This window comes from Gilliamella sp. wkB308 (genome assembly GCF_001690185.1).
GTDB lineage: Bacteria > Pseudomonadota > Gammaproteobacteria > Enterobacterales > Orbaceae > Gilliamella > Gilliamella apicola_I.
This window is the reverse complement of record NZ_LZGN01000020.1, coordinates 1-25,227: the sequence shown is the minus strand read 5'-3', so window position 1 is coordinate 25,227 and position 25,227 is coordinate 1. Positions and strand designations below refer to the sequence as shown.

Here is a 25,227-nt window from a genome sequence, read left to right as displayed (position 1 = left end):
TCGTTGATTATTAAAAATGCGTGGTTAATGTATCATAACAACCTTATCCTTTAAACCCAACCAAGATAAGGTTGTCATGTTTATATCCCATAAAATGAACTAAAATAAACTATTTTTATTAACCGATTTTACTTTTTCTACATGGGACTCAATGACATCCCAATGTTCAACGATCTTATTGCCTTCGACACGATAAATATCACATACTTTATTTACAGTACCGTCTGGTAGGGAACATTTATAAAATACGTAAACCATATCCGCTTCACAACTGATGTTGATAATGTCGAGTTTGGGTTTAGTTTTAATAAACCCTTTGAAAAATTTAATAAATCCTGCTTGACCATCTTCAACTTGAGGATTATGTTGAATATAGTTTTCTGCAACATAATGAGGAATTTTATCCACATTACCGTTAATAAAAACATCTTTGTAATAATTTTCGATCAATTCTTTATTTTTCATCATAGTTACCTTTTGTGAGAAAGACATACATTCAATTGAAATTAATGACTTATTAAGAAAAGAAGAAAATCTGAATAGTTATTGCGTATTAAAAAATGGATATGATAATGGTAAAAACTGTAAATAATAAATGGTTATTAGTGTTATACCACCTCCTAAATCAAAAGTCACGATCTCTATTTAAACTCGATTACTTTAATGTCGACCATATTAGGTCATTTCAATCTTACTGCGATAACTTAACACAATAACTAATTATTTTATCAATACAAAGCATTCGTCATAGGCATCAAAAAAGTCTAAAGGCTATCACAGTCTATCTATTAAAATTTATTGGATAAGTATATACTTAAACAAATGCTGTGTATTTGTGATATCAGTAATGTTTCATTTATGAAGGATTATCAAATATGATTTTAGGTAATATCAACCATTTAAATTTAGTCCCTTATTTGCCTGCCAAAATAAAGCAATCGATTGAATATATCAAAGATAATGTCAATCAAAATACGCCTATTGGGCGTTATGACATTGACGGTGATAAGATATTTTTTATGCTTTCTGATAGTTCAACTCGTCACATTGACAAGGCTAACCCTGAATATCATCAAAAATATATTGATGTGCAAATTGTATTAGACGGTCAAGAGGGAATGGCGATTAATACTTTACCACCTTACACTAACAGGCTCGATGATCAACTTACTACTAACGATATTGCATTTGTTGAAACCCCGAAGGAAGAAACATTACTGGTTTTGCATTCAAACGATTTCATTGTTTTTTTTCCTAATGAAGTCCATAAACCTTTGTGTGCAATAAACAATAACATTAATACTGTTCGTAAAGTGGTTATTAAAATTGCCTTAGGTAATCTTTAATTTAGGAATCATTGCGCTAAATTGAGATGAATTTGGCGCATTTGCTATGACATAGTTATGACATAGTTGCCAAATTGCATCCAAGTAAATTAGTTTGATAAATAGAAATCATCAATTTTCAATGCTTACTTCGAAAAGTTGGTTAACTGGCACATTATGCTTAAATGTTCATGCATTAACGGAGTACGATAAAACGCAATAGGGTATTTTGCTCATTGAATTTTATTGATAAATTTGATAGCGTTAATAAAGGAACCGTAAAACCCATAAACTCATCAACGGTGAATTAGTACTATATTTCATCACTCATCACTGGTATAATATACAGTTAAATTTTCATTTCAATTGTACAAAAAACATACTTAAGAAGAGATCTATGTCAATTAAAGATATCGATATTCGAGGTGCGAGAACGCACAACCTAAAAAATATTAATGTCATTATTCCACGCGATAAACTTGTCGTTATTACCGGGCTTTCAGGTTCTGGTAAATCTTCATTAGCATTTGATACACTTTATGCAGAAGGGCAACGGCGTTATGTCGAGTCGTTATCTGCTTACGCGCGACAGTTTTTATCATTGATGGAAAAACCCGATGTTGATCACATTGAAGGATTATCGCCAGCGATTTCAATTGAACAAAAATCTACATCGCATAATCCACGTTCAACTGTCGGTACGATTACTGAAATTTATGATTACCTCAGGTTGCTTTTTGCCCGAATAGGGGAGCCTCGTTGTCCGAATCATAATTTACCGTTAGCAGCTCAAACTGTGTCGCAAATGGTCGATAGCATTATGGCATTACCAGCTGAAAATCGATATATGCTACTTGCTCCAGTGGTGACCGAACGTAAAGGGGAGTTTGTTAAGCTTTTTGAACAGCTTTCTGCAAGCGGTTATATACGGGTAAGGGTAGACGGAGATGTATATGATTTATCTGATCCTCCACAACTTGAATTACAAAAGAAACATACTATTGAAGTTGTTGTCGATCGTTTTCGTATTCGTGACGATTTAAAACTACGTCTGGCAGAATCGATTGAAACAGCATTATCCATTACCAATGGTATAGTGAAGGTAGCCAATTTGGATGATCCAAAAGCTGAAGAAAAAATATTTTCGGCTAATTTTGCCTGCCCAATTTGTGGTTACAGTATTTCTGAATTAGAACCTCGTTTATTTTCATTTAATAATCCTGCGGGTGCTTGTCCTGAATGTGATGGTTTAGGTGTTCAACAATACTTTGATCCTAAACGCATAGTTCAAATGCCAGAAGTTTCGTTAGCTGCGGGCGCAATAAAAGGATGGGATCGTCGTAATTTTTACTATTTTCAGATGTTAAAATCTTTGGCGGATCACTATAAATTTGATATTGATAAGCCTTACGAAAAATTACCTGAAAAAATAAAAGATATTTTATTAAATGGTTCGGGTAGTACCGAAATTACCTTTGTTTATACTAATGATCGTGGTGATGTAGTTAAACGAAAACATACTTTTGAAGGTATCATAAATAACTTAACGCGTCGCTACAAAGAAACCGAATCACAAACGATTCGTGAAGAGTTAGCTAAATACATCAGTAACCGCCCGTGTCCTTGCTGTCATGGTTCTAGGTTATGTACAACAGCAAGACATGTATTTATTAACGACACAAATTTACCGACGATTAGTGATTTAAGTACTCAACAAGCAAAAGAATTTTTTGACAACTTAGTGTTAACCGGTCAACGTGCCCAAATTGCAGAAAAAATTCTGAAAGAAATTAATGACCGATTACAGTTTTTAATTAATGTTGGGCTTAATTATTTAACGTTATCACGTTCGGCAGAAACACTATCTGGCGGTGAAGCGCAACGTATTCGCTTAGCTAGTCAAATCGGTGCCGGTTTAGTTGGCGTAATGTATGTACTTGATGAGCCTTCTATCGGTCTTCATCAGCGTGATAATACTCGCTTAATTGATACATTGACTCATTTACGTGATTTAGGTAATACCGTCATTGTGGTTGAACACGATGAAGAAGCGATTATGGCTGCCGATTATGTGATTGACATTGGTCCGGGGGCAGGGGTTCACGGGGGCGAAGTTGTGGCTCAAGGAACACCTAAACAAATTATGGAAAATAATGCATCGCTAACAGGAAAATATTTATCCGGTAAAGAAAAAATCGAAATCCCCGCAACGCGTACCAAAGTTGATAAAAAACGGATGTTATCGCTTATCGGGGCAACGGGGAATAATCTTAAAGATGTCACGTTAAATATTCCTGTCGGACTGTTTACCTGTATCACTGGGGTATCGGGATCAGGCAAATCCACTTTAATTAATGATACTTTATACCCACTCGCTCAAAATGAGCTTAATGGTGCTGAAAAAAGTGATATTGCACCTTATCAATCCATTAAAGGTCTTAACTTTTTTGATAAAGTTATCGCGATAGATCAAAGCCCGATTGGACGAACGCCACGTTCGAATCCTGCAACCTATACCGGATTTTTTACATCGATTCGTGAGCTTTATGCAGGGGTACCTGAAGCACGAGCCAGAGGGTATAATCCGGGGCGATTTAGCTTTAATGTAAAAGGTGGACGTTGTGAGGCTTGTCAAGGCGATGGCTTAATTAAAGTTGAAATGCACTTTTTACCTGATATTTATGTGCCATGTGATCAATGTCATGGTGCACGTTATAATCGTGAAACGCTTGAGATCAAATACAAAGGAAAATCTATCAACGAAATTTTAAATATGACCGTTGAAGAAGGGCGTGAATTTTTTGATGCGGTACCAATGATCTCTCGAAAATTACAAACCTTGATTGATGTGGGGCTGGCTTATATTACCATTGGTCAATCGGCAACGACATTATCGGGTGGGGAAGCTCAGCGAGTTAAATTAGCCAAAGAGCTATCAAAACGTGACACAGGTAGTACGCTCTATATTTTAGATGAGCCAACAACTGGCTTGCACTTTGCCGATGTTAAACAATTACTTGCACAATTGCATACTTTACGTGATAAAGGTAATACTATTGTCGTCATTGAACATAATTTAGATGTCGTGAAAACCGCTGATTGGATCGTGGATCTTGGACCAGAAGGGGGAAATGGTGGCGGTGAAATAATTGCTGAAGGTACGCCAGAAGAGGTTGCAAAATCGAAAATATCTTACACGGGTCAATATTTAAAACCACTATTAGATAAACAAAAAAGAAAGTAAAATAGAGTCAATTTTGTTTAAAGGATTAAGAAAGGACGGGAGGCAACTCCCCACTTTTATTTATTTCTCTATTAATAAACATCGATAAATAGTTAATTAATTGAATTGATTTAACTTTTTATTGATATAATAATCAGAAAATAGGTACATCTAGGGAGGGGCTTTTGTCATTAGAAATCTTAGCGATGATCATCATCGCCTATCTTTGTGGTTCATTGTCAGGTGCTATGATAGTTAGTCGTGCTATGAAATTGCCCAACCCTTTAACGCATGGCTCTCACAATCCTGGGGCAACCAATATCCTACGAATTAATGGTAAACTACCTGCAATTGTTGTATTAATTTTTGATATGTTCAAAGGTACGCTACCTGTGTATCTGGCTTATCGAATGGGGATATCACCCTTCTTTTTAGGAATTATAGGCATATCTGCTTGTCTTGGGCATATTTTTCCCTGTTTTTTTCATTTTAAAGGTGGTAAAGGGGTTGCGACAGCATTAGGGATGATGGCACCGATTGGACTTGATTTTACAGGGTGTTTTATACTGACGTGGCTAATAACCTTATTGATAACGGGCTACTCATCAGTTGCAGCTATTATCGGGTTTCTTATGGCGCCATTTTATGTTTGGTTGTTTAAACCTGAGTTGACCTTACCGGTAACTATGCTTTCTTGTCTCATTATTGTTCGCCATAGTAGTAATATTATGCGTTTATTAAAAGGCGAAGAACCAAAAAGCTTAAAGCGATTAAAACTGTAATTTAATGACATCAGCCGGATTCAAATCGGATAACATAACAGAATTGACATGATGATAGCGATGAAAAATTAGTTGTTATCTTCACCAATTATTGCTTGATGAATATCATTTAGAAATTCGCCTAAAAAAGTATCAGTTTCAATAAAATTCTCGAAAAAAGAACACGTACATTTATCATGATTGATTCTTCATCGAATTAATTGGTGTTATCACTTTCCTTTTAACTTAACTTAACTTATCCAAAAATAATCACCTTTCAGTTTAATGATATGGATTATGTTGCGCATCGGATTCATCATTGACTAAAAATAACGTTGTATCACTGGCTAACACCGCATTATGCAAACGTATTTTATCTTGTTCATTAAGATGCTTAATACAAGCAACGACATAGCTACACGTTTTATTTTGTAAAGCTTTTTCAATCGTTGATACCAGATTTTCGTTTTTGATATTAGTGATATGGATTACTTTTTGCTTATCTAAACCGGCAAAGTTAACCCAGGATCGCTTTAACATCGGTCGATCGGATAACCAAAGCTGCCATTTTTTTGCTTTATTGAATGAACGTAATAATGGTCGCTGTTGTTGCAATACTTGCTGAAAAGGAGATTCAAACTCAAACGCCATAATTTGTTGTGATGATTGTTCAATAAGCATAATAACCTCTAACTGTATTAATATACAGTGTATATTAATACAGTATTTTAAGGTTGTAAATATTTTTTATGTTATGTTAGGTTAATCAATTATTAGACTAACAAAGCGATCAAGAACGAAAATATTGATAAGTCCAAATGCCTAAAAAAGTCATCAAAACCGAGCCAACAACATGAATACCTATTGTCGCTAATGCCCATGTTACTTTACCTTCCTGTAATAAATTAACAATTTCAGCCGAAAAAGTAGAAAAAGTTGATAAACCACCACAAAAACCCGTGACGATTAATAAACGCCATTCAGCGGAAAGATTCGAATGATTAAAAAAAGCGATGGCAAAACCAATAATATAGCCAGCAATTAAATTAGATAATAGTGTTCCGATTGGAATAGTAAAAGCAACCACATTGCATTTAAGTGATAAAAACCAGCGAAGTAAACCACCCGCTACAGAACCGAATGAAATGGCTAAAATAAGTTTTAGCATCAACAATCCTTAATAAAATATGAGAAATGATCATTACTCAGTGAATGAGAATGTCATTATAAAATGACTTAATGAATATTGCCTAGTTCTTGTCAAACAAATTCTAAAAACGCTATTTAAACAACTGAATTTCAATAGGGTATCAAAAGTTAGGGTATATCCAATAGTCATTAATATAAGTTATTCAAACCAATCTTAACCGATTAAATTGATTTGTTAAGGAATGAATGATAATCATAGAAATTTATTATTAGATTACGATAAAATAAAGATCTCAAAAAGATTCAAACGGAAATAATATGTTTACGGGTATTGTACAAGGTGTTGGTCAAATAATTGATATTAAAGATCAAGATAAATTAAGAACTTATAAAGTTAAACTACCAAGTCAGCTAACGCAAAATATTGAAATTGGTGCGTCAATTGCGAATGATGGATGCTGTTTAACAGTGACAGGATTTGCTGATGATTGGGTGTCGTTTGATATCATGCAAGAAACCCTAGCTTTAACAACGTTAGGCGATAAAAAACTGAATGATTACGTCAATATTGAACGCAGTGCAAAATATGGCGATGAAGTCGGTGGACATATCATGTCTGGACACATCTCTTGTTCAGCAACGATTGTGGATATTCAAAAAACGGCGACCAATTGCCAGATGCAACTCACACTACCAAAGCAGTTTATAAAGTATGTTTTATATAAAGGCTTTATCGGCATTGATGGCGCTAGTTTAACCGTGGGTGAAGTAGATGAAAATGGTTTTAAAATCCACCTTATTCCCGAAACATTAGCCATAACAACGTTTAAAAATAAAAAAGTTGGTGATAAAGTCAATATTGAAATTGATTCACAAACTCAAGCGATAGTTGATACGGTTGAGCGAGTATTAGCAACTAAGTTTAAATGTGATTGAAATAGAACATTGTGATGTAAACTGTCGATTAGTCAATAAGTTGGTTATTTATTTTATTCATTTAAAACATAAGGAGTAAACATGCGTCATTCTAATAAATTGAAACCCTTGTTTTACGGAGTATTATTGTTATTCACTAGTTACAGTTATGCATCTGAAATGCAGCTATCCAGTCCTGACCTAAATAAAAATGGTTTTACAGATCAATTTATTTATAATCAATTCGGTTGTGAGGGTAAAAACCTATCGCCTAGTATTGAATGGAATAATGTACCTAAAGAAGCAAAAAGTTTAGCATTCACGATGTATGATCCTGATGCGCCAACCGGATCAGGATGGTGGCATTGGACGGTTGTCAATATTCCGGTTGATACAACAGAATTAAAGCAATCTGCCGGTAATAATATTAATTTATTACCAAATGGAAGTCAGCAAGTTCGTAATGATTTTGGTACGGCAAATTATGGCGGACCTTGCCCGCCAGAAAACTCTAATCACCGTTATCAATTTACACTCTATGCACTTGATATAGACAATATTAATGTTGATGATAAAACAACCCCAGCTTTAGTTGGTTTCATCATAAATTCGCATCAAATTGCTAAAGCATCCATTACCTTTAATTACGGTCGTTGATGAGAAAGTTATTAATCAACATAAAGCCTTTTATTGGTTGAAAAAATATAAAGGAAAAGATTGATAATATCAAAATCAACTAATCAAAAGAAAGTATACAAAATCAACATTATTTGATTTTGTATACTTACTTAACAAACAGTTTTATTTATCTTGCAGGAATCTAGCAATATTAGCAATATCATTAGGCGTGGTTTGACAACAACCGCCAATTAATTTAGCGCCAGATTCTATCCAGTTTGTTAACTGATTAGCAAAGGTACAATTATGTTGCGGGTTAGGGTGCCATTGTTTGATTAAAGGATCATATACTTCGCCAGAATTTGGGTAAACAATTAACGGCTTTGATGTGAGTTTATTTAACACATTTAGTGACCTTGTCACTTTTTCTAATGCAATGCAATTGATGCCTACACTGGCAATTTGCTCAATATTATTTAAATATTCGACAACTAAAGATAACGGTGTTCCATCACTCAGATGCTGATCATCTTTTAACGTAAATGAAAACCAGCAACTTATTTTAGGAAATTGTTCAATCACCTTTGTTAATGCTTTTATTTCAGTAAAAGAAGGCAAGGTTTCACAAGCGAGTAAATCCACATTGGCATCGATAAGTGCTTTTATGCGGACATAATGAAATTCCATAAAGGCTTCTTCACTAAGTTGATAGTTGCCCGTATATTCGGAACCGTCAGCTAAATAGGCCCCATAAGGGCCGACAGATCCAGCAATAAGTAAAGGTCTAGGTTGGACTAATTCGCTTAAATATTGTTGTTTAGCTTGTTGTGCAAGTTCAACACTTTTTCGTATTAACGCAATAGAATCATTTAGATTAATCCCTTTTTTGGCGAATCCTAAGGGGGTTGCTTGATAACTTGCTGTAATGGCACAGTCTGCGCCAGCTTTAAAATAGTCATAATGAACTTGCTGAATTAATTCAGGCTGCTCAAATAATACTTTTGCTGACCATAAACTATCATTTAAATCGCATCCACGACGTTGTAACTCGCTGGCAAGTGCACCGTCAACAATGATAAAGTTTTTTTGGTTTAATAAATTCTTAATCGGATTGTTATTAATCATTTTGAGTAACTCGAGTTTGATACTTATGCGTCAAATGGTAAACAATAAAACAAACAATGACAAAAGGGATGCCACAATATAGCGCTATTCGTTGCTCTGGATCAAAAGCCAGTCCAATACAGGCAATCACGCACAAAATTGTGCCTAGAATCGGGACTAAAGGGTAATAGGGCGCTTTATATTTTAAATTAATGATTTGTTCTTGAGAAAGCTTTTGCCTAAAAAAGTAATGCGATACACAAATACTTAACCAAACAGCAACCACAGCAAAACCTGAAATAGCCGTTAACGCAACAAAGACTGTATCGGGTGCAATCACACTAGAAAACAACGCCAGTAATCCCCCTAACATACTCACCGTTATAGCAGTGGTTGGAATCCCTTTAGTGGTTAATCTTGAAAAGCATTTAGGCAAAGTACCTTGATTTGATAACGACCATAACATTCGGCCCGATGCATAAAGTCCTGAATTAGCTGCAGATAAAATGGCAGTTAAAATTACAAAATTAAAGATATCGGCAGCATAAGGGATACCAATATTTTCAAAAACCATCACAAAAGGACTCTTAATGACGCCTGCTTGTTCCATTGGCAATAATGCCGCCAGTACAAAAATAGTGCCAACAAAAAAGATGATTAACCTTAAAATAGTTGTTTTTATGGCTAAAGGAATACTTTTTTCAGGGTGCTTAGTTTCACCCGCAGCAATACCAATTAGTTCAGTACCAGAAAAGGCAAAATTAACCGATACCATTGTCATGATGATAGGTGTCAATCCATGTGGAAACCAACCATTATCGGTAATATTGTGTAGAAATGGGGCTGGCATATCGTTTTTCATGGGGATAAAACCAAAAATAGCTGCGGTGCCTGCAATAATAAAAATAATAATCGTGATGACTTTAATTATTGAAAACCAAAATTCACTTTCTGCAAAAAATTGTGCAGTCACAATATTCAAAACAAATATAACTGCACAAAAAATTAAACACCAAACCCAAACAGAAATACTCGGAAACCAATACTGCATACACATACCAGCAGCGGTTAGACTTGAACCCAATGCAACTGTCCAGGTCAACCAATATAACCAAGCAACGGTATAGCCTGTAGCGGGGCTAATGAAACGGGAAGCATAGGTATGAAATGCACCGGTTTCGGGCATAGCAACCGCAAGTTCGCCAAGGCACAACATAACTAAAAAAACGACCAAAGCACCAATTAAATAGGCAATAATCGCTCCCACGGCTCCGGCGGTTGCAATAATATAACCGGTATTAAAAAATAATCCTGTGCCAATCACGCCACCTAACGATAACATAATTAAATGCCGAGTTTGCATAGTACGTTTAAATTGATTCTCAGGTGATTTAGATAGATGATTGTTCATAACAAGGTATGTCCGCTAGCGTATTAAAAAATTATTTATTGTCTCAATTCACATCAAAAATGAGTGAAAAAATCGTCTTTACTATAAAATTTACCATTCACTTCTGCTTGATGTGTATCACTTGAATAGTTGGCATCTGAATATATACCTTCCATTCCATTTTTTTCAAAAGTGAAAAGAATTGATTCATCTAACCACGATTTTATATCATTTCCTAATACTATTTTATCAATTTGTTCTTGTGTAACAATGTTTTGTTGATAATTTTCAAATTGAGCTGCAATATAATTTATAACGTCAAATGGCATATCAAGTTTAAGTTTGAAAAGATGAATATTATCGTCACTAGATAATCCACGAAAACTCTCATTACTATCATAATCAATTAATAAATCAGCATTAATATCGCCGACATTAGTATGCCAATTGAATTTATAGGACATGCTCCTATTAAGTTTATCAGGATTAACATAATGAGGATCGCTCGATTCGAATCCATATCCAAATTCGCCTAATACAAACGACAGCATACTGATTCCATCCATATTTATAAATTCATTATTCGATGAGATTGAACCAAGGTTTTGGTTTCCATACGTTAATGAACCTATCTTAATGTCTATTGAATCATAATAATTCTCATCAGTTTGATTTACTGATTGATTAATTAATATTTGGTTTAATATGGCGGTTGCGTTGTCATTGAAAAAATTCTGGGATATAACTTTATTAATGGTTAAATTGTTATGTAATATTCCTTTTTTAAAATCACCATTTCTGACAGCTTTCACATCCTGAAAATTTAGCTCTTTTTTATATGTCATACCATATTGATAATTTCTGTCAATAAGATCATAATTTTCTTCTGAATAATAGAGATTTTTCAACTCCAATACATAATTTAAAGAGTTATGACTGCTTTCGGGCTCAGTTTTGATAGAAACTTGATCAAGTTTCAAGGATAGGTTTCTGAATTCCGATGTTAATTCTAATTTGTCCCAGTGTGAATTTACGCTGACAGTTGAAAAATCTTTAGAAACGTTGAAAAAGCACTCACCTTCAGATAGGTAGAAATTGTTTTCGCCAAACACATGATTGACCAGATTTATATTAATAGGGTTATTTTTCAAATAAATATTGAACTCTTTTTGAAAACTTAAACTGGCATGACCTATGATGAATGATTGGTTATTCGACCATTTCCAAAGATCTGGAAATGCTTTTTCAGTCATTTGATAATCTATCGTTGCGACTTGAGGTGTAAAATCACCTTTTGCGATATTGACGAAAGGAAAAGGGCCGTGATAAATCGTAATATCATCACTAAAGAGGATATTTTTATTATTATCAAGATCTGTTTGATTATCTACAGATTCGGTGATAGTCAGGTGTAATTTCGTTGAAAATAGACCTTTATCATAATGGCTTTTGGTTATGTTGATCTTACTCATATCCTTGCTGCCATTAATGTTTTCACTGATTAATGACAGGGTATTATCAATTTCATTTTCAATTTTATTGCCAATGTACCAAGTTGAACCTAAATATCCTATGCTTAAGAATGCAACTATTCCTATTGTAAACTTAATTTTTTTCATTGTTTTCCCGTTATTTTTTATAATTATTAATTTGATTTTGATAAACCTAAAGCAACGCCTAGCTAGCCTATCAAGCTAATTAGGCGTAACTAAAAAGAGTCTTAAAGAGAAAGAATTAGACGATTAAAATCATTTCTATTCATTTTTTGTCCATTGATTATCACGTCAGAATCACTCTGTTTTATTTTCAAATCCATATAGATACCTTGCTTATCTTCATCAATAGAAATAAGAGGATGATCTTTAATCTTAGATTTCGCGATCAAATTAATCATATATAATTTTCCAGCAATCATATCATCAGTCACATCCGTTTCATTGTAATTTTCCGTTTGTGCCCACATACGTGCTAATACTTTGAATGGAATCTGAATATTATAACTTAACATGCGATCGGGGGTAATATCATTATTATTATCATCTGTTGATAAGTTGTTATCGACTATAGCTGATGTGTTGGCAATAATATCGCCTGCAGCATTATGCCAATTTAACAAACCATCCCATTGAATTTTTGAAAAGTCAGATGCATTTTGTTCAATGAATAAACTTTCAAACGGATTCTGTGTGTTAACTCCTTCAAAATTAAACTTAAATTCACCATGACCTAAATTTTGTTTGCCAAAATTGAACGATTCAATATTAGCCTCATAACTGCCCTCTGTGCTATTATTTGGATTAGATCGAACATCTTGCTTAAAGAATATATTATTAAAAACAAATGGCGCTTGTGGATTGAAACTTAAGACAGTTGTTTTCAATTTTTCTATGTTCATCTTGGATTGATAATTAGGTATATTAGCTCCATTGATCGGATCAAATGTTATTGTGTACTGAGCTGAACTACTTATATTATCAATATCTATTTGGACTGGAAGACTTGATCGAGAGTTTATCGTTAAAGTATCAACGTTTGAGTTTAGATCAACGATATCATCTCCTTTATTTTCTAAGTTAACCTTAAGATTGCTCAATGAGATTGAACTAACCTGATCAATTTTATATCTTAATTTATCAAGCTTTATAGACATCGATGAGGTCAATTCATTTAAATCACTGGTGATGGTGATGTTGCCTTCTGAAATATCTATTCCTTCTTTAAACTGAGGCATGTCAATAGTATTCAAGGCTTTTGTGGTAATTTTTGTGACGACATAATCACTAAATTTAATCCCCATAGTGGCGGTAATAAAAGGTTTATCTCCTGCAAGTTTCCAAAGAGTTGGATTGTCTTTTTCAGTCATTTCATATTCAATCCATGCCAATTGGGGGACAAAATTACCTTTAATTAATGCGGCCATAGGGAATGGACCATGATGGATAGTTATATCGTCATCAAAAACGGTTTTTGGTTCATTGACATCATATTCAATGCGGGGTTTTTCGGTTATAGTAAGGTGAAATTTGGATGTAAAAATATTTTTTTGATAATTGCTTGTTTTGATTGATATATCATATTGATTTTGGTAGCCATTAATCGTTTCATTAATGTTTATTAATTGACTATCCAATTCTTTCTCAATTTTATTGCCGACATACCATGAACTACCTACATATCCGATTGCTAATAGCGCTACAGAGCCGATAACTAATTTACTTTTTTTCATTGGTTTTCTCTTTTAACACATTGTTTTTACATAAATTATGCACTCATAATTCAGAAACGAATAAAACTAAATTATTATCAATAAACTATTTTATTATGAATAAATAGTTTTATGCGATTCAGACCTTTCAATTCTAATGGATTTCAGAACGATAAGCGAGTTTTTAAGTGAGTTTATAAAATCACAATTAATTAGAGAAAATATTGATTCTAATTTCATCGCATACTTAGCGATATAGATAAAAAAGCTTAACTAATGGTCAAAATGAGTATGACCTTACTCATTAAGGAGGATAAAGAAAAATGTTTGGTAGATAGGAATCAAAACATGATAGTTATTCATCTAACAAATAACGTTTTATATTAACTCCAAATTGACAGGCAATATTAATTTAGCTTTGCTCATTGCTATGTGGGTGACATCCATACAGAGCAATGAGCTATTTATTAAACAATTTTCAAAATGTTGTGTGTTATGTTTGATGTGTAGAAAATTCAGTTAACAAGTTTTTGATATATTCAATACGCTCTAAACGTTGTAAATCAGTTTTTTGTAATCTTAATCTATTATTGCCTTCTAAACGATAATTTTTAGGTTCTTTTTGAATGATTTCAATTAAATAATCAACTGAAATTTTATTATTACTACCAAATTCGATAAACCCACCTTTTTCACCAAATTCAATTTTAGTAATGCCTAATTGATTAGCATGAAAACGAATTTTAGTTGTTTCTAACAAAAATAGAACTGCATCAGGTAATTGCCCAAAACGATCACGCATTTCAACTTGTATATCGGTCAATTCATCTAAATTATTGATACTCGCAATACGTTTATACAAAGATAAACGAGTATTAACATCCGGAATAAAATCGTCTGGAATCAATGTAGGTAAACGTAACTCAATTTCGGTTTGTTGACTGGTCAACAGTGATTCAAGCGTAGGTTCTTTTCCTTCTTTTAAAGATTTTACGGCATCTTCAAGTAGTTCAATATATAAATTAAACCCAATAGTTTCGATTTGACCACTTTGATCGCTTCCTAACAACTCGCCTGCACCTCGAATTTCCAGATCATGCGTTGCTAAAGCAAAACCTGCACCCAAATCTTCTAGGGTTGCGATAGCATCAAGACGTTTTTTTGCATCTTTACTCAATAATTTTGGATGTGGTGTTAATAAATAAGCATATGCTTGATGATACGACCGACCAACCCGACCACGCAACTGATGCAATTGCGCTAAACCAAATTTATCGGCACGCTCAATAATAATCGTATTCGCGTTAGGAATATCGATACCGGTTTCAACGATGGTGGTACAAACCAAAATATTAAAACGTTGATGATGAAAATCATTCATCACTCGCTCTAAATCCCGTTCATGCATCTGACCATGACCAACGCCAATACGTGCTTCTGGCACTAATTCGGCTAGCTTTTCACTCACGTTATTGATATCCGAGACATCATTATGTAAATAATAAATTTGACCACCACGCAAAATTTCACGCAGGATAGCTTCTCGAATCACTAAATCATCGTATTCTCTGACAAACGTTTTCACAGCTAATCGGCGAGCAGGTGGCGTGGCAATGATAGAAAGATCACGCATACCACTCATCGCCATATTCAATGTTCGAGGAATAGGGGTAGCAGTTAGGGTCAAAATATCGATATTGGCTCGCATAGCTTTGATACGTTCTTTTTGACGAACACCAAAGCGATGCTCTTCATCAACGATCAATAGACCAAGATCCTTCCATTTTACATCTTCCTGCAATAATTTATGCGTGCCAATGACAATATCGACTTTACCTTCTGCAAGTGCATCAATGACGGCTCGTTGCTGTTTTGCGGTTTTAAAACGAGACAAACTTTCAATACGTATTGGCCAATTAGCAAAACGATTACAAAAACTTTCATAATGTTGTTGGGCAAGTAAGGTGGTAGGTACCAAAACTGCGGCTTGCTTTTTATTGACGACAGCTAAAAAAGCAGCGCGAATTGCAACTTCGGTTTTGCCAAAGCCGACATCCCCACAAACTAATCTATCCATAGCATAAGGAGAACACATATCCCCGATAACGGCGCCAATGGCATTTTGTTGATCTTCCGTTTCTTGATAAGGAAAGGCTTGGCAAAATAATTCGTATTGTTCACGATCTTGCTTAAATTCAAATCCTGGTTTACTTTCACGCTCCGCATAAATATCTAACAATTCGGCAGCAACATCACGGACTTTTTCTGCTGCTTTTTGTCTGGCTTTGCTCCAAGCATCTGTTCCTAATTTATTTAAAGGCGCATTCTCTTCATCACCGCCAGAATAACGGCTGATCAAGTTAAGCGATGAAACCGGTACATAAAGTTTGGTATCATTTGCATAAAGCAAAATAAGATATTCAGCCGTAATACCGCCAGTTTCTAACGTCGTTAACCCAGCGTAACGTCCTACACCGTGCTCTAAATGCACGACAGGTTTACCAGGGGTTAATTCGGCTAAACTGCGAACTAAACTATCGGTATTAATGGCTTGTCTGTTCTCATTTTTACGACGAATAACACGCCGTCCTAATAGTTCATTTTCGGTAATAAATGCAAAATGCTGTTGTTCATCAATAAAACCTTGTTCACCCGCACCGACCATGACACAAAAGCGGTTATCAACCGTTGCTTGCTGATCAAGCTGATTAATGCTGGTTGGATAGATACGAATTCGACCTAAAATCTCTTGCAATGCTTCTTTACGGCCTTCTGATTCAACCGAAAAAATAATCTTGCCTTTAAAGTTTTCAATGAATTGATTAAAGTGATGATAAGGGTCTTTCAATTGAATCTGAAAACCAATATCAGGCAAACTCATAAAGGGCAAATTAATATTTTTAGATGACTCATCCACCGTGTTATTCGATACAATCATCCTTGGATAATGTTTAAAATTAGCAAAGATTTCATCCGTTTTTGACCAAATAACTGCGGGTTCAAGTAAAGGACGCATAGGATCAACTTTACGACTTTCATAACGTTGATTAATATCTTGCCAATATTTATTGGCAAACTGCTCGATATTGACCGTATTGATAATTAGCGTATTATCTAAAAAATAAGAAAAAAGTGTTGTTAACGGTTCACTAAAAAACAAGGCTTGCCAGTATTCAATCCCTGTTGGTAAAATATTTTTACTGACTTGCTGATAAATACTTTCAGGCTCTAATCTGACTTCAAATTTTGCACGCCATTGGCTACGAAATAATTCAATAGCCGCTTTATCAAAAGGAAACTCATGAGCCGGTAATAACTCAATTTCAACAATTTCTTCAAGCGTTCGTTGTGTTTCAGCATCAAACGTTCGGATACTATCAATTTCATCATCAAAAAAATCAATACGATAAGGTCTATCGCTACCCATAGGATAAATATCAAAAAGTGCGCCACGCGTGGCATACTCGCCATGTTCCATGACTTGGCTGACAGCGCGATAACCGGCATTCTCTAACTGCATTCGCAAATGTTCACGACTAATCTGTAAGCCTTTCTTCATAATGAACACATGCCCACCTAAATAACTTTTTGGGCAAACTTTTTGCATTAACGTATTAATCGGTAAAATTAATGCGCCTTTAGTTAAATGTGCAAGATGATAAAGGCAAGATAAGCGTTCAGATACAATATCTTGATGAGGTGAAAAACTATCATAAGGCAAGGTTTCCCAATCAGGAAACGAAATAGCCGGAAAATGGCTAAATTGCTTCAGCTCTTCATAAATGCGGGTCGTTTGTTGCATATCATCGGTGACAATCACCACTAAACCGTTATGCGCAGCAATTGCATCGGCACACAGTTTTGATAATGATGATCCCACCAATTGTCCAAACTGTTTTACTTCACCGGGTTTTTGTGGAATGAGTGCTGAAATATTGAGTTTTTTAGACATGATAAATTTAATTGATAATAGTGCAAAAAGTATTAATACATTATAACGTAATTACTTGGATGTTTTCTATAACTGTTTAATCCTGTATGATAAACATCTACTATTTAACTTGCAAAACTTTGTCAAAAAGTTTCGGAAATGATAAACATTTATGTCAAAAATATTTCGTCCATTAGTGCTTTATATTGGGTTACGTTATGTATACGGTCAAAAGACTGATGGCTTTGGTCGCTTTGTTTCATGGTTATCGATGATAGGGATCATGCTTGGATCATTGGGATTAATTTTGGTCTTATCGGTCATGAATGGACTAGAAGATCAAATGCAAAATAGTGTGTTAAAGTTCTTACCGCAAGCACAAATCACCACACCACAAGGCAAAATCGTCATAGATAACACGGCATATGAACAATTTGGACAGATCAATGGTGTAAATCGCATTACGCCGTTAGTCACTAGTGACGTGGTATTGCAAAGTGAACAAAGTATCAATGTAAGTACCTTGATGGGCATCAATCCAGAAGATAACGATCCTATTCAAGATTATATTTATACCGGATCGATATCCGATCTACAGGCTGGGCAATATAATGTGATCTTAGGACAAACACTAGCCAATCAACTGGGCGTGACAATCGGTAATACAATACGTTTAATGGTTACCGATGCCAGTCAGGTCACACCAGTGGGGCGTATACCATCACAACGTTTATTTACTGTTGTAGGACTATTTTCGGTTAACCATGACATTAACCAAACTTTGATCTACGTTAACCAAACCGATGCCCAAAAATTACTCCGTTTACCGGCTAATACCATTACTGGTTGGCGATTATTTTTAAAACACCCTTTACAGATTGCTGAAATTACAAATACTCCGCTACCGGAGGGACTTGAATTTAAAGATTGGCGAGCAAAACGAGGCGAATTATTTCAAGCAATAAAAATGGAAAAAAACGTCATGGGCTTACTGATTAGCCTTATCGTGATTGTTGCAGCATTTAATATTATTACGTCTTTAAGTTTATTGGTGATGGAAAAACAAGGTGAGGTTGCTATTTTAAAAACTCAAGGATTATCACGTTTTAAAATAATGCTAATTTTCATCATACAAGGTGCAAGTTCAGGCGTAATAGGTACATTACTAGGAAGCACATTAGGACTTGTACTTGCTTGTAACCTAAATAACATTATGGAAACCTTAGATTTATCGCTTGCAGGTATAGAATTACCGACATTAATCGAACCTTCACAAATTGCTTTTATTATTATCGGATTACTCATGTTATCGCTAATATCAACATTATATCCTGCTTACCGTGCTGCAACCATTCAACCTGCCGAGGCGCTACGTTATGAATAATACACAGCCATTACTGACTGCTAACAATCTCTATAAAACCTATAAAGAAGGTAAAATGGTGACTGAAGTCTTAAAAAATGTTTCATTTGATCTTCATCCTCAATCACTACTCGCTATTATCGGAAGTTCAGGATCCGGTAAAAGTACGCTATTACATCTACTGGGTGGATTGGACAAACCGACATCAGGTGAAATCATATTCAAGTCACAACAGCTTAATCAATTATCAGAACAAGCAAAAGCAAAATTACGCAATCAAGATATCGGTTTTGTTTACCAGTTTCATCACCTTTTACCCGATTTTACGGCACTTGAAAATATCGCTATGCCACTATTAATTGGTGGCGTATCGCCTAACGAAGCCAAAAAACGGGCGAAAGACATGTTAGCATCGGTTAATTTAACAAACCGAGCCGAACATCGTCCGTCCGAACTATCGGGCGGTGAACGTCAACGTGTGGCAATAGGACGCGCATTAATTAATAACCCGTCTTTAGTCATGGCGGATGAACCGACCGGAAACTTGGATAAAACAACAGCGGATGCCATATTTGATTTGCTTATCAAACTCAATAAAGAACAAGGAACGGCTTTTTTGGTTGTCACTCATGATCTAGAATTGGCTAAAAAATTGGATAAACAATTGGTTATGAGTGACGGGCAGCTTTCTGAAAGCGGACTTTAAAAAAACGATTTAGTGGAAAACAAAATGAATCTATCCTTAATGACGGCAATTAAATTTCGTCAAGGTCGCCGTAAAAGTGGCATGGTATCACTGATTTCGATTATCTCAACTTTAAGCATTGCAATTGGGATTGCCGCACTCATTATTGGCTTAAGTGCCATGAATGGCTTTGAATATGAATTAAAAAACCGAGTGTTATCGGTTGTACCACATGGACAGATATATTCTCAATATGGCAATTTAGATGACTGGCAGCATATTCAACAAGAGCTAGAAGAAGATAAAAATATTGTTTCAGCAGCACCATTTATCAGCTTTACAGGGCTTATCGAAAATGGAAGCAAGCTTGGCGCCGTTGAGGTACAAGGTGTTGACCCACAGCGCGAAAAAGCCATAAGTGCATTACCAAAATATGTGTTAGATGATCGTTGGCAATATTTTAAAAACGATAGTCAGCAAATTATTATCGGATCGGGACTGGCAAAAAAACTATCGGTAAAACAGGGCGCATGGATAACATTGTTAATTCCCGTATCAAGTGATAATAACCAACTCAAACCACCTAAACGTGTGCGTTTACAAGTGGTGGGAATTTTAGATTTAAGTGGTAGCTTAAGTAACAATGTTGCGTTAATCCCTTTAGCTGACGCACAAAAACTTTTAAATATTGGTGACAGTGTCACAGGAATAATGGTCAACGTTAACCAAGTTTATTTGGCTAAAAGCCTATTAGGCAGGGCGATATTAAATCTTGACGAAAACGTCACATACACCAGTTGGGAAAACTCGTACGGGTTCATGTACCGAGACATTCAAATGATACGACAAATCATGTATTTAGCAATGATTGTGGTGATTGGTGTTGCATGTTTCAATATTGTTTCGACATTAGTGATCGCTGTAAAAGATAAACAACGAGATATTGCAATTCTTAAAACACTGGGCGCAAATAATCGCCAAATTAAACACATCTTTATTTGGTATGGGGTCGTTTCGGGCTTAATAGGCAGTTTACTCGGCGTTGTTTTAGGGGTTCTATCTGCTTGGCAACTGTCAAATATCATGAAAGTAATTGAATCGCTGATCGGGCATAAAGTATTAAATGGAAATGTCTATTTTATTGACTTTTTACCTTCAAAAATTCATGCAACTGATGTGCTAATTGTGTTTATTACTGCCATGCTATTAAGTTTAATCGCCAGTTATTATCCGGCTAAACGGGCATGTAAAATTGATCCGGCAAAAATATTAAATAGTTTTTAAAATGATAAATCAGGCGCTGATAGCACTAGTTATCAGCGCAACATAATGTGATTAATAATGATATTTTAAATTATCCGGTAATTCATAATGCACATACCCCATATAAATACACCAGATAGTCACGATAAATAATAAACAAATAAACAGTACTGTAAATTTACTTGAATACCCAAACCATTTTATCAATAACGACACGACCAAACCCAAACCAAAACCGGCAACAGCCCCCCCTAAATGCGCCATATTATTAATACCAGGAAGCAAGCCTAAACCGGCGGTAAGCAACAAGCTAATGATGATAGCATTGATGGGCATTTCTTTAAGATTGGCCCGATTAACCAAACTATAAGCTAATAACGCAGTAATAACCCCTAAAATTGCACCGGACGCCCCACAACTTATCACCGTGCGATCAAGATTGGCAATATCACTGACTAAATTACTGATTAATCCAGAAAGAAAATAAATACCAATAAAGACAAATTTTGGAAGGCGCTTTTCTAAAATGATACCGACACTCCATAAAGCGATCATATTCATTAACAAGTGTGACAGGCTGACATGCATAAATAAGCTAGTGAACATGCGCCAATATTGTCCCGAAAAAGTCAATTGCGATACATCGGCGCCCCAATCGACCAAAAACAAGTTTTTTAAAGAATCAACAAAACTACGGCTATCACAAAGACGGGATATTACAAACCAAGCAATATTAATCACAATCAGTGAACTGGTTATTTTGGCTTGGCGTCCTAAATAAATTAAATTTTGTAAAATAGTCATGTAAACTTGTATCCTTATAAATAAAGTGCATAAGTTATTTGATATTGACAACGTTTAAATAAGTGATTTTCCAAAAATAATTAAATCACGCTTTACACCGTCCAGTTCGGCAATCTTTGGACATAATCCCCATTGCTGATACTGCATTTTACTAAAAAGACTCATACTGGGAATATTATGACCAAATACATAACTTAATATGCTATCGATACCGACTTTACGGGCATATTCTTCAATTTGAGCAAGCATATATTGCCCAATTTTTTTACCTCGAAACTGTTCATGAAGATATAAACTCACTTCGACCGTTTTAGAATAAGCAGGTCGCCCATAAAACGAAGATAAACTAATCCAACCACAAGGTTGATTTTGATACTGAATTAACCAAAGAGGGCGGTTATCCTCATTGTGTTGTTCAAACCAATCACGCTTACTGTCGATTGAAACAGGTGATGTATCAGCTGTGACCATACGGCTGGCAATGGTCGAATTATAAACCTCAACAATAAAAGGCAAATCATTGAGTGTGGCATGACGATACGTGATCATAAAATAGAGTCTGTCAATGGATAAGGGAAGGTATTGTAATGAGATTATTTAAATCAGACAACCAATTAATTACCGAAACCGAGTTAACCATTATCAATAAATACAGGGCGAAAAATAGTCAATAAACGTAGTTGCAATCATGCTTAAAGGACAATCATTATCACCAAGGTTATAAATTAACTCTATGATAAACAAATAATTATTTTGCAATGTGTGTTAGGCTCTTTTATAATGGCAAAGTGATTATCACTAAAATGAATAGGAATAGCAGAATGAATGGAGCCGTTAACCAACCTTATATCGCCTTTGATCCTGAAGAGGCAGAATTTTTGTGTGATTACGATGTCAAATTAGAGTCTAAAAAAATTATTCTTTCCAATATCCACAATATAGTTCTTCGATTTCACTTTCCTAAAAAAAGAATACTAACCTTTATCGCATTAATTGCGTCTTGGGTACTGCTTACTGTGCTATACCTAAATTATAATCCGACAGATAAACTATTTTTTAATCTTCTATTAGTCATGTTGCTAGGTGCTATTATTATAGTATTTTGGATCCTTCAACATTATATTGCAGTTTCATTTGAAATCAGGCGACTAAAAAAACTTTACAATAGCTTAAAATGGCCTGTCACCAGTTATTTTGCCTTTTTTGAAGAAGGAATTTTAGTCAAATCTTATGATATAGAAGGGATATTTTATTGGAATGACTTTAAAAACATCATAGCCAGTTCTAACGTTATTACTTTTCAATTTTATCCTAAAGGTACCCCAAAAGGTGACTTACTAAAAAATCACTATCCAAAATTACGCCCATTTTATTTAATTATTGATGATGACAAAAAAATCCAGTCAATTTTGGCAAAGGTCAATCATCAACATGATGATTTAGTTGAATTTAAATGATGAGTTTAAGCAAGTAAACATATTTAAACAAAACGACAGTTTTAAAATAATGTTGTCTAACGCCTGCCAATTATAAAACATTAATGTTGATTTTTTCGCTATAATTTTTTAGATATCGCCATGATAAATAATACGATCTGAAATCGTAGACATTGCCAATAACCTATTACCCTTTAAAGAATTTTTCTATTTTTTCTCAAATCCATATTTGTGATCTGAATCATCAATCCTGAATCATAAAAACACCAAAACAGTGTAAATTTTTTTTGCTTTTTGCTTAAAAAATAGATATTCTTATTGTTAATTTTCAATATATTTACATAACATTAATAATTAAAGTACAAAGCTTAGGATATTTATACTATGTAAAAAATGGAAGGAGCATAAATAGGATGCCACTAATTATCGCAAATAATACCCTATATAATTGTTTTTGCCTGCTAGTCTTTAAGTTTAAATTTACAGTTTGTTAAGGGTAGTAGTAATGAATAATTCAATGCTCGATAAATTACTTACTGCAAATACCCGATTAATTAGTGAACTTAGCAGTGAGCATTATCAACACCGATACCGATATCTGTTATTTGACAGATTAGGTGTAGTGAGTGAACTCTCATCAATATTCGATGAAACTTTATTAGAAACGATGCCAGCAGATCGTCTTGCTATAATCAAACGGCCAACCCTTTTGCATGATTTGTCCGTGTGTCCATTAATTGTCTGTATAGCTAAACCCAATGAATCTTTAAATGAAGAGTTATTATCAGCGGCAGTCATACAAATAAAAAATGAATATTTAACAAAAAAACAATATGTTTGTGGATTTATAACCAGCGCTTTACCACCTGAACAACTGGCCGATGCATTGCTAGAATCTTATAGCCGTGCGGGAAAAGCATTAAATAAACCCTTTTTAACATTCTATGAACCCTTTACATTAGATCTAATTCGTCATAGTTATATTGAACCAGATTCTCATCTTGGTCTGTTATTGCCAGCAGAAACCAGTTATAGCTTTATTGATACCGATTGTGATGTATATACCTTTCATTCAAAAGCTTTTCAAAATGATTGGGATTTTACGCTACGCTTTACAAATCAATTATTACACTATAATCAACTTAATCAATTTGAGTTGTATCAAATAGCGGTAACATTAACTGATTTGTATGAAGAATACGATAGACCGCAACCGCAAAAATTACTATCACAAATTATCAACTATTTTTACGATCATAAAGGGACGAAATTGAAAAATCCCAATGATAGAAGAGTGTATGTCTTATTTTGCATAATCTATGGTCAATTAACGCAAAACGAAAAATTGACAGCTATCATTAATGACGTCATCGACAATGAAGAAATGCAAGGCGAATTAGGACTATTATTAAGTCAAGAAAAGCAAGCTTTAAGCAGCTTAAAAAATAACTCGAAATAGCGTAAATATTTTGACAAAATTGTTATAAATGGATGGAAGAAGTACTCAATGAATCACCAAGAAAATCAAGAAAAAAATAAAATAGAAGGATTAGAAAATCCTCAGGAAGAAAGTTTTAATCCCGAATTAGTTAACGAAGCGAATAAAAAAGCGTTGGTGTTAAGTAATGGTCAATGTGGTGTTTGTCAACGGAAGGGTTTTCCGATTTTTTTAGTGCGAAAATCGATTGTTCCCATCAAGTTTAGAAAAGACATTAATTGGTCGCAAGGCATGATTTCGCTAGGGGACAGAGAGCCGGAAGAAGAATGGAAAGAATATAAGTATGTCTACCGATCATTACGTGAAGGGTATGTATATATTTTATGCAATCCAATCGGAAATCAAGACGACAGCAAGCTTGAAATCATGGTCTATGAAGTGACCTATTCAGGTGCGATGCGATTACGTGAGTTTCGTGATGTAAAAGGCTCAAGACCCAAAGAGATCCCCCTCAGTTGTATTGAAGATAATCACAATGTAAAAGGGATGTTTATTACTATAGACAACCGTGTATATGACAAAGCATGGGTCGCTTACTCATCGGTACGTTGGAAGCT

At 34.6% G+C, this 25,227-nt stretch carries 21 protein-coding genes; 11 read left to right on the top strand and 10 right to left on the bottom strand.

Translation table 11 applies throughout. The features are described from left to right. Window positions 1–99: 99 nt before the first annotated feature. Window positions 100–465, bottom strand: a complete 366-nt coding sequence (locus A9G10_RS02775) for a nuclear transport factor 2 family protein (protein ID WP_179855801.1) — start codon at window positions 463–465, stop codon at window positions 100–102. 410 nt (window positions 466–875) lie between these two features. Here A9G10_RS02775 and A9G10_RS02770 point away from each other — a divergent pair, with 410 nt between their 5' ends. The 3 genes from A9G10_RS02770 (at window position 876) to plsY (ending at window position 5,330) form a co-directional block, all read left to right on the top strand. Continuing rightward, on the top strand, window positions 876–1,346 hold the full coding sequence (locus A9G10_RS02770) for a YhcH/YjgK/YiaL family protein (protein WP_065558159.1): 471 nt from the start codon (window positions 876–878) through the stop codon (window positions 1,344–1,346). Window positions 1,347–1,728: 382 nt separating this feature from the next. Further along, window positions 1,729–4,569: an excinuclease ABC subunit UvrA gene (uvrA, locus tag A9G10_RS02765; protein WP_143425935.1), complete on the top strand. Its 2,841-nt coding sequence runs from the start codon at window positions 1,729–1,731 to the stop codon at window positions 4,567–4,569. 164 nt (window positions 4,570–4,733) lie between these two features. Further along, window positions 4,734–5,330, top strand: a complete 597-nt coding sequence (gene plsY, locus A9G10_RS02760) for a glycerol-3-phosphate 1-O-acyltransferase PlsY (protein WP_065558157.1) — start codon at window positions 4,734–4,736, stop codon at window positions 5,328–5,330. 261 nt (window positions 5,331–5,591) lie between these two features. On the opposite strand, the gene A9G10_RS02755 is transcribed toward plsY, so the two are convergent. After that, entirely contained in the window at window positions 5,592–5,990 is a 399-nt protein-coding gene (locus A9G10_RS02755; protein WP_065558156.1) for a cell division inhibitor SulA, read from the bottom strand. A 109-nt stretch (window positions 5,991–6,099) separates the two neighbouring features. Next, window positions 6,100–6,477, bottom strand: coding sequence for a fluoride efflux transporter CrcB (gene crcB / locus A9G10_RS02750; protein ID WP_065558155.1), 378 nt, complete (start codon window positions 6,475–6,477; stop codon window positions 6,100–6,102). A gap of 299 nt (window positions 6,478–6,776) precedes the next feature. Here crcB and A9G10_RS02745 point away from each other — a divergent pair, with 299 nt between their 5' ends. Together A9G10_RS02745 and A9G10_RS02740 are read left to right on the top strand one after the other, a co-directional pair. Beyond that, the gene (locus A9G10_RS02745) at window positions 6,777–7,394 is read left to right on the top strand and encodes a riboflavin synthase (protein ID WP_065558154.1); all 618 of its coding nucleotides are present in this window, start codon (window positions 6,777–6,779) and stop codon (window positions 7,392–7,394) included. A gap of 81 nt (window positions 7,395–7,475) precedes the next feature. After that, the gene (locus tag A9G10_RS02740; RefSeq protein WP_065558153.1) at window positions 7,476–8,030 is read left to right on the top strand and encodes a YbhB/YbcL family Raf kinase inhibitor-like protein; all 555 of its coding nucleotides are present in this window, start codon (window positions 7,476–7,478) and stop codon (window positions 8,028–8,030) included. Between the two features lie 144 nt (window positions 8,031–8,174). Here A9G10_RS02740 and mmuM read toward each other — a convergent pair whose 3' ends face one another. The 5 genes from mmuM to mfd form a co-directional block, all read right to left on the bottom strand. Continuing rightward, on the bottom strand, window positions 8,175–9,116 hold the full coding sequence (gene mmuM, locus A9G10_RS02735) for a homocysteine S-methyltransferase (RefSeq protein WP_065558152.1): 942 nt from the start codon (window positions 9,114–9,116) through the stop codon (window positions 8,175–8,177). Beyond that, entirely contained in the window at window positions 9,109–10,506 is a 1,398-nt protein-coding gene (mmuP, locus tag A9G10_RS02730) for an S-methylmethionine permease (RefSeq protein ID WP_065558151.1), read from the bottom strand. The genes mmuM and mmuP overlap by 8 nt, the downstream gene beginning before the upstream one ends. A 53-nt stretch (window positions 10,507–10,559) precedes the next feature. Beyond that, a complete protein-coding gene (locus tag A9G10_RS02725; RefSeq protein ID WP_065558150.1) occupies window positions 10,560–12,104 on the bottom strand; it encodes a DUF945 family protein in 1,545 nt (514 codons plus the stop codon). A gap of 101 nt (window positions 12,105–12,205) precedes the next feature. Then, window positions 12,206–13,711, bottom strand: coding sequence for a DUF945 family protein (locus tag A9G10_RS02720; RefSeq protein ID WP_065558149.1), 1,506 nt, complete (start codon window positions 13,709–13,711; stop codon window positions 12,206–12,208). A 472-nt stretch (window positions 13,712–14,183) separates the two neighbouring features. Then, window positions 14,184–17,642 carry a transcription-repair coupling factor gene (mfd, locus tag A9G10_RS02715; protein WP_065558148.1) on the bottom strand — a complete coding sequence of 1,153 codons (3,459 nt, stop codon included), beginning with the start codon at window positions 17,640–17,642 and terminating at the stop codon, window positions 14,184–14,186. 160 nt (window positions 17,643–17,802) lie between these two features. Here mfd and lolC point away from each other — a divergent pair, with 160 nt between their 5' ends. Genes lolC through lolE form a run of 3 tightly spaced genes read left to right on the top strand, consistent with a single transcriptional unit; the run spans window position 17,803 to window position 20,953 of the window. Then, on the top strand, window positions 17,803–19,005 hold the full coding sequence (lolC, locus tag A9G10_RS02710) for a lipoprotein-releasing ABC transporter permease subunit LolC (protein WP_065558177.1): 1,203 nt from the start codon (window positions 17,803–17,805) through the stop codon (window positions 19,003–19,005). Beyond that, window positions 18,998–19,690: a lipoprotein-releasing ABC transporter ATP-binding protein LolD gene (lolD, locus tag A9G10_RS02705; protein ID WP_065558147.1), complete on the top strand. Its 693-nt coding sequence runs from the start codon at window positions 18,998–19,000 to the stop codon at window positions 19,688–19,690. The genes lolC and lolD overlap by 8 nt, the downstream gene beginning before the upstream one ends. A 24-nt stretch (window positions 19,691–19,714) precedes the next feature. After that, entirely contained in the window at window positions 19,715–20,953 is a 1,239-nt protein-coding gene (gene lolE / locus A9G10_RS02700) for a lipoprotein-releasing ABC transporter permease subunit LolE (protein WP_065558146.1), read from the top strand. A 51-nt stretch (window positions 20,954–21,004) separates the two neighbouring features. Here the strand turns inward: lolE and A9G10_RS02695 are convergent, their stop codons facing one another. Both A9G10_RS02695 and A9G10_RS02690 read right to left on the bottom strand, forming a co-directional pair. Further along, window positions 21,005–21,736: a rhomboid family intramembrane serine protease gene (locus A9G10_RS02695; RefSeq protein WP_065558145.1), complete on the bottom strand. Its 732-nt coding sequence runs from the start codon at window positions 21,734–21,736 to the stop codon at window positions 21,005–21,007. Window positions 21,737–21,790: 54 nt separating this feature from the next. Continuing rightward, complete coding sequence (locus A9G10_RS02690; RefSeq protein WP_065558144.1) at window positions 21,791–22,285, bottom strand: GNAT family N-acetyltransferase; 495 nt, start codon at window positions 22,283–22,285, stop codon at window positions 21,791–21,793. A 272-nt stretch (window positions 22,286–22,557) separates the two neighbouring features. Here A9G10_RS02690 and A9G10_RS02685 point away from each other — a divergent pair, with 272 nt between their 5' ends. The 3 genes from A9G10_RS02685 to A9G10_RS02675 form a co-directional block, all read left to right on the top strand. Next, complete coding sequence (locus tag A9G10_RS02685; protein WP_065558143.1) at window positions 22,558–23,193, top strand: hypothetical protein; 636 nt, start codon at window positions 22,558–22,560, stop codon at window positions 23,191–23,193. Between the two features lie 484 nt (window positions 23,194–23,677). Then, on the top strand, window positions 23,678–24,631 hold the full coding sequence (locus A9G10_RS02680; protein WP_065558142.1) for a hypothetical protein: 954 nt from the start codon (window positions 23,678–23,680) through the stop codon (window positions 24,629–24,631). Between the two features lie 48 nt (window positions 24,632–24,679). After that, window positions 24,680–25,227 (top strand): toxin VasX (locus A9G10_RS02675; protein ID WP_218837319.1); only part of this gene is annotated, 548 nt, incomplete at its 3' end.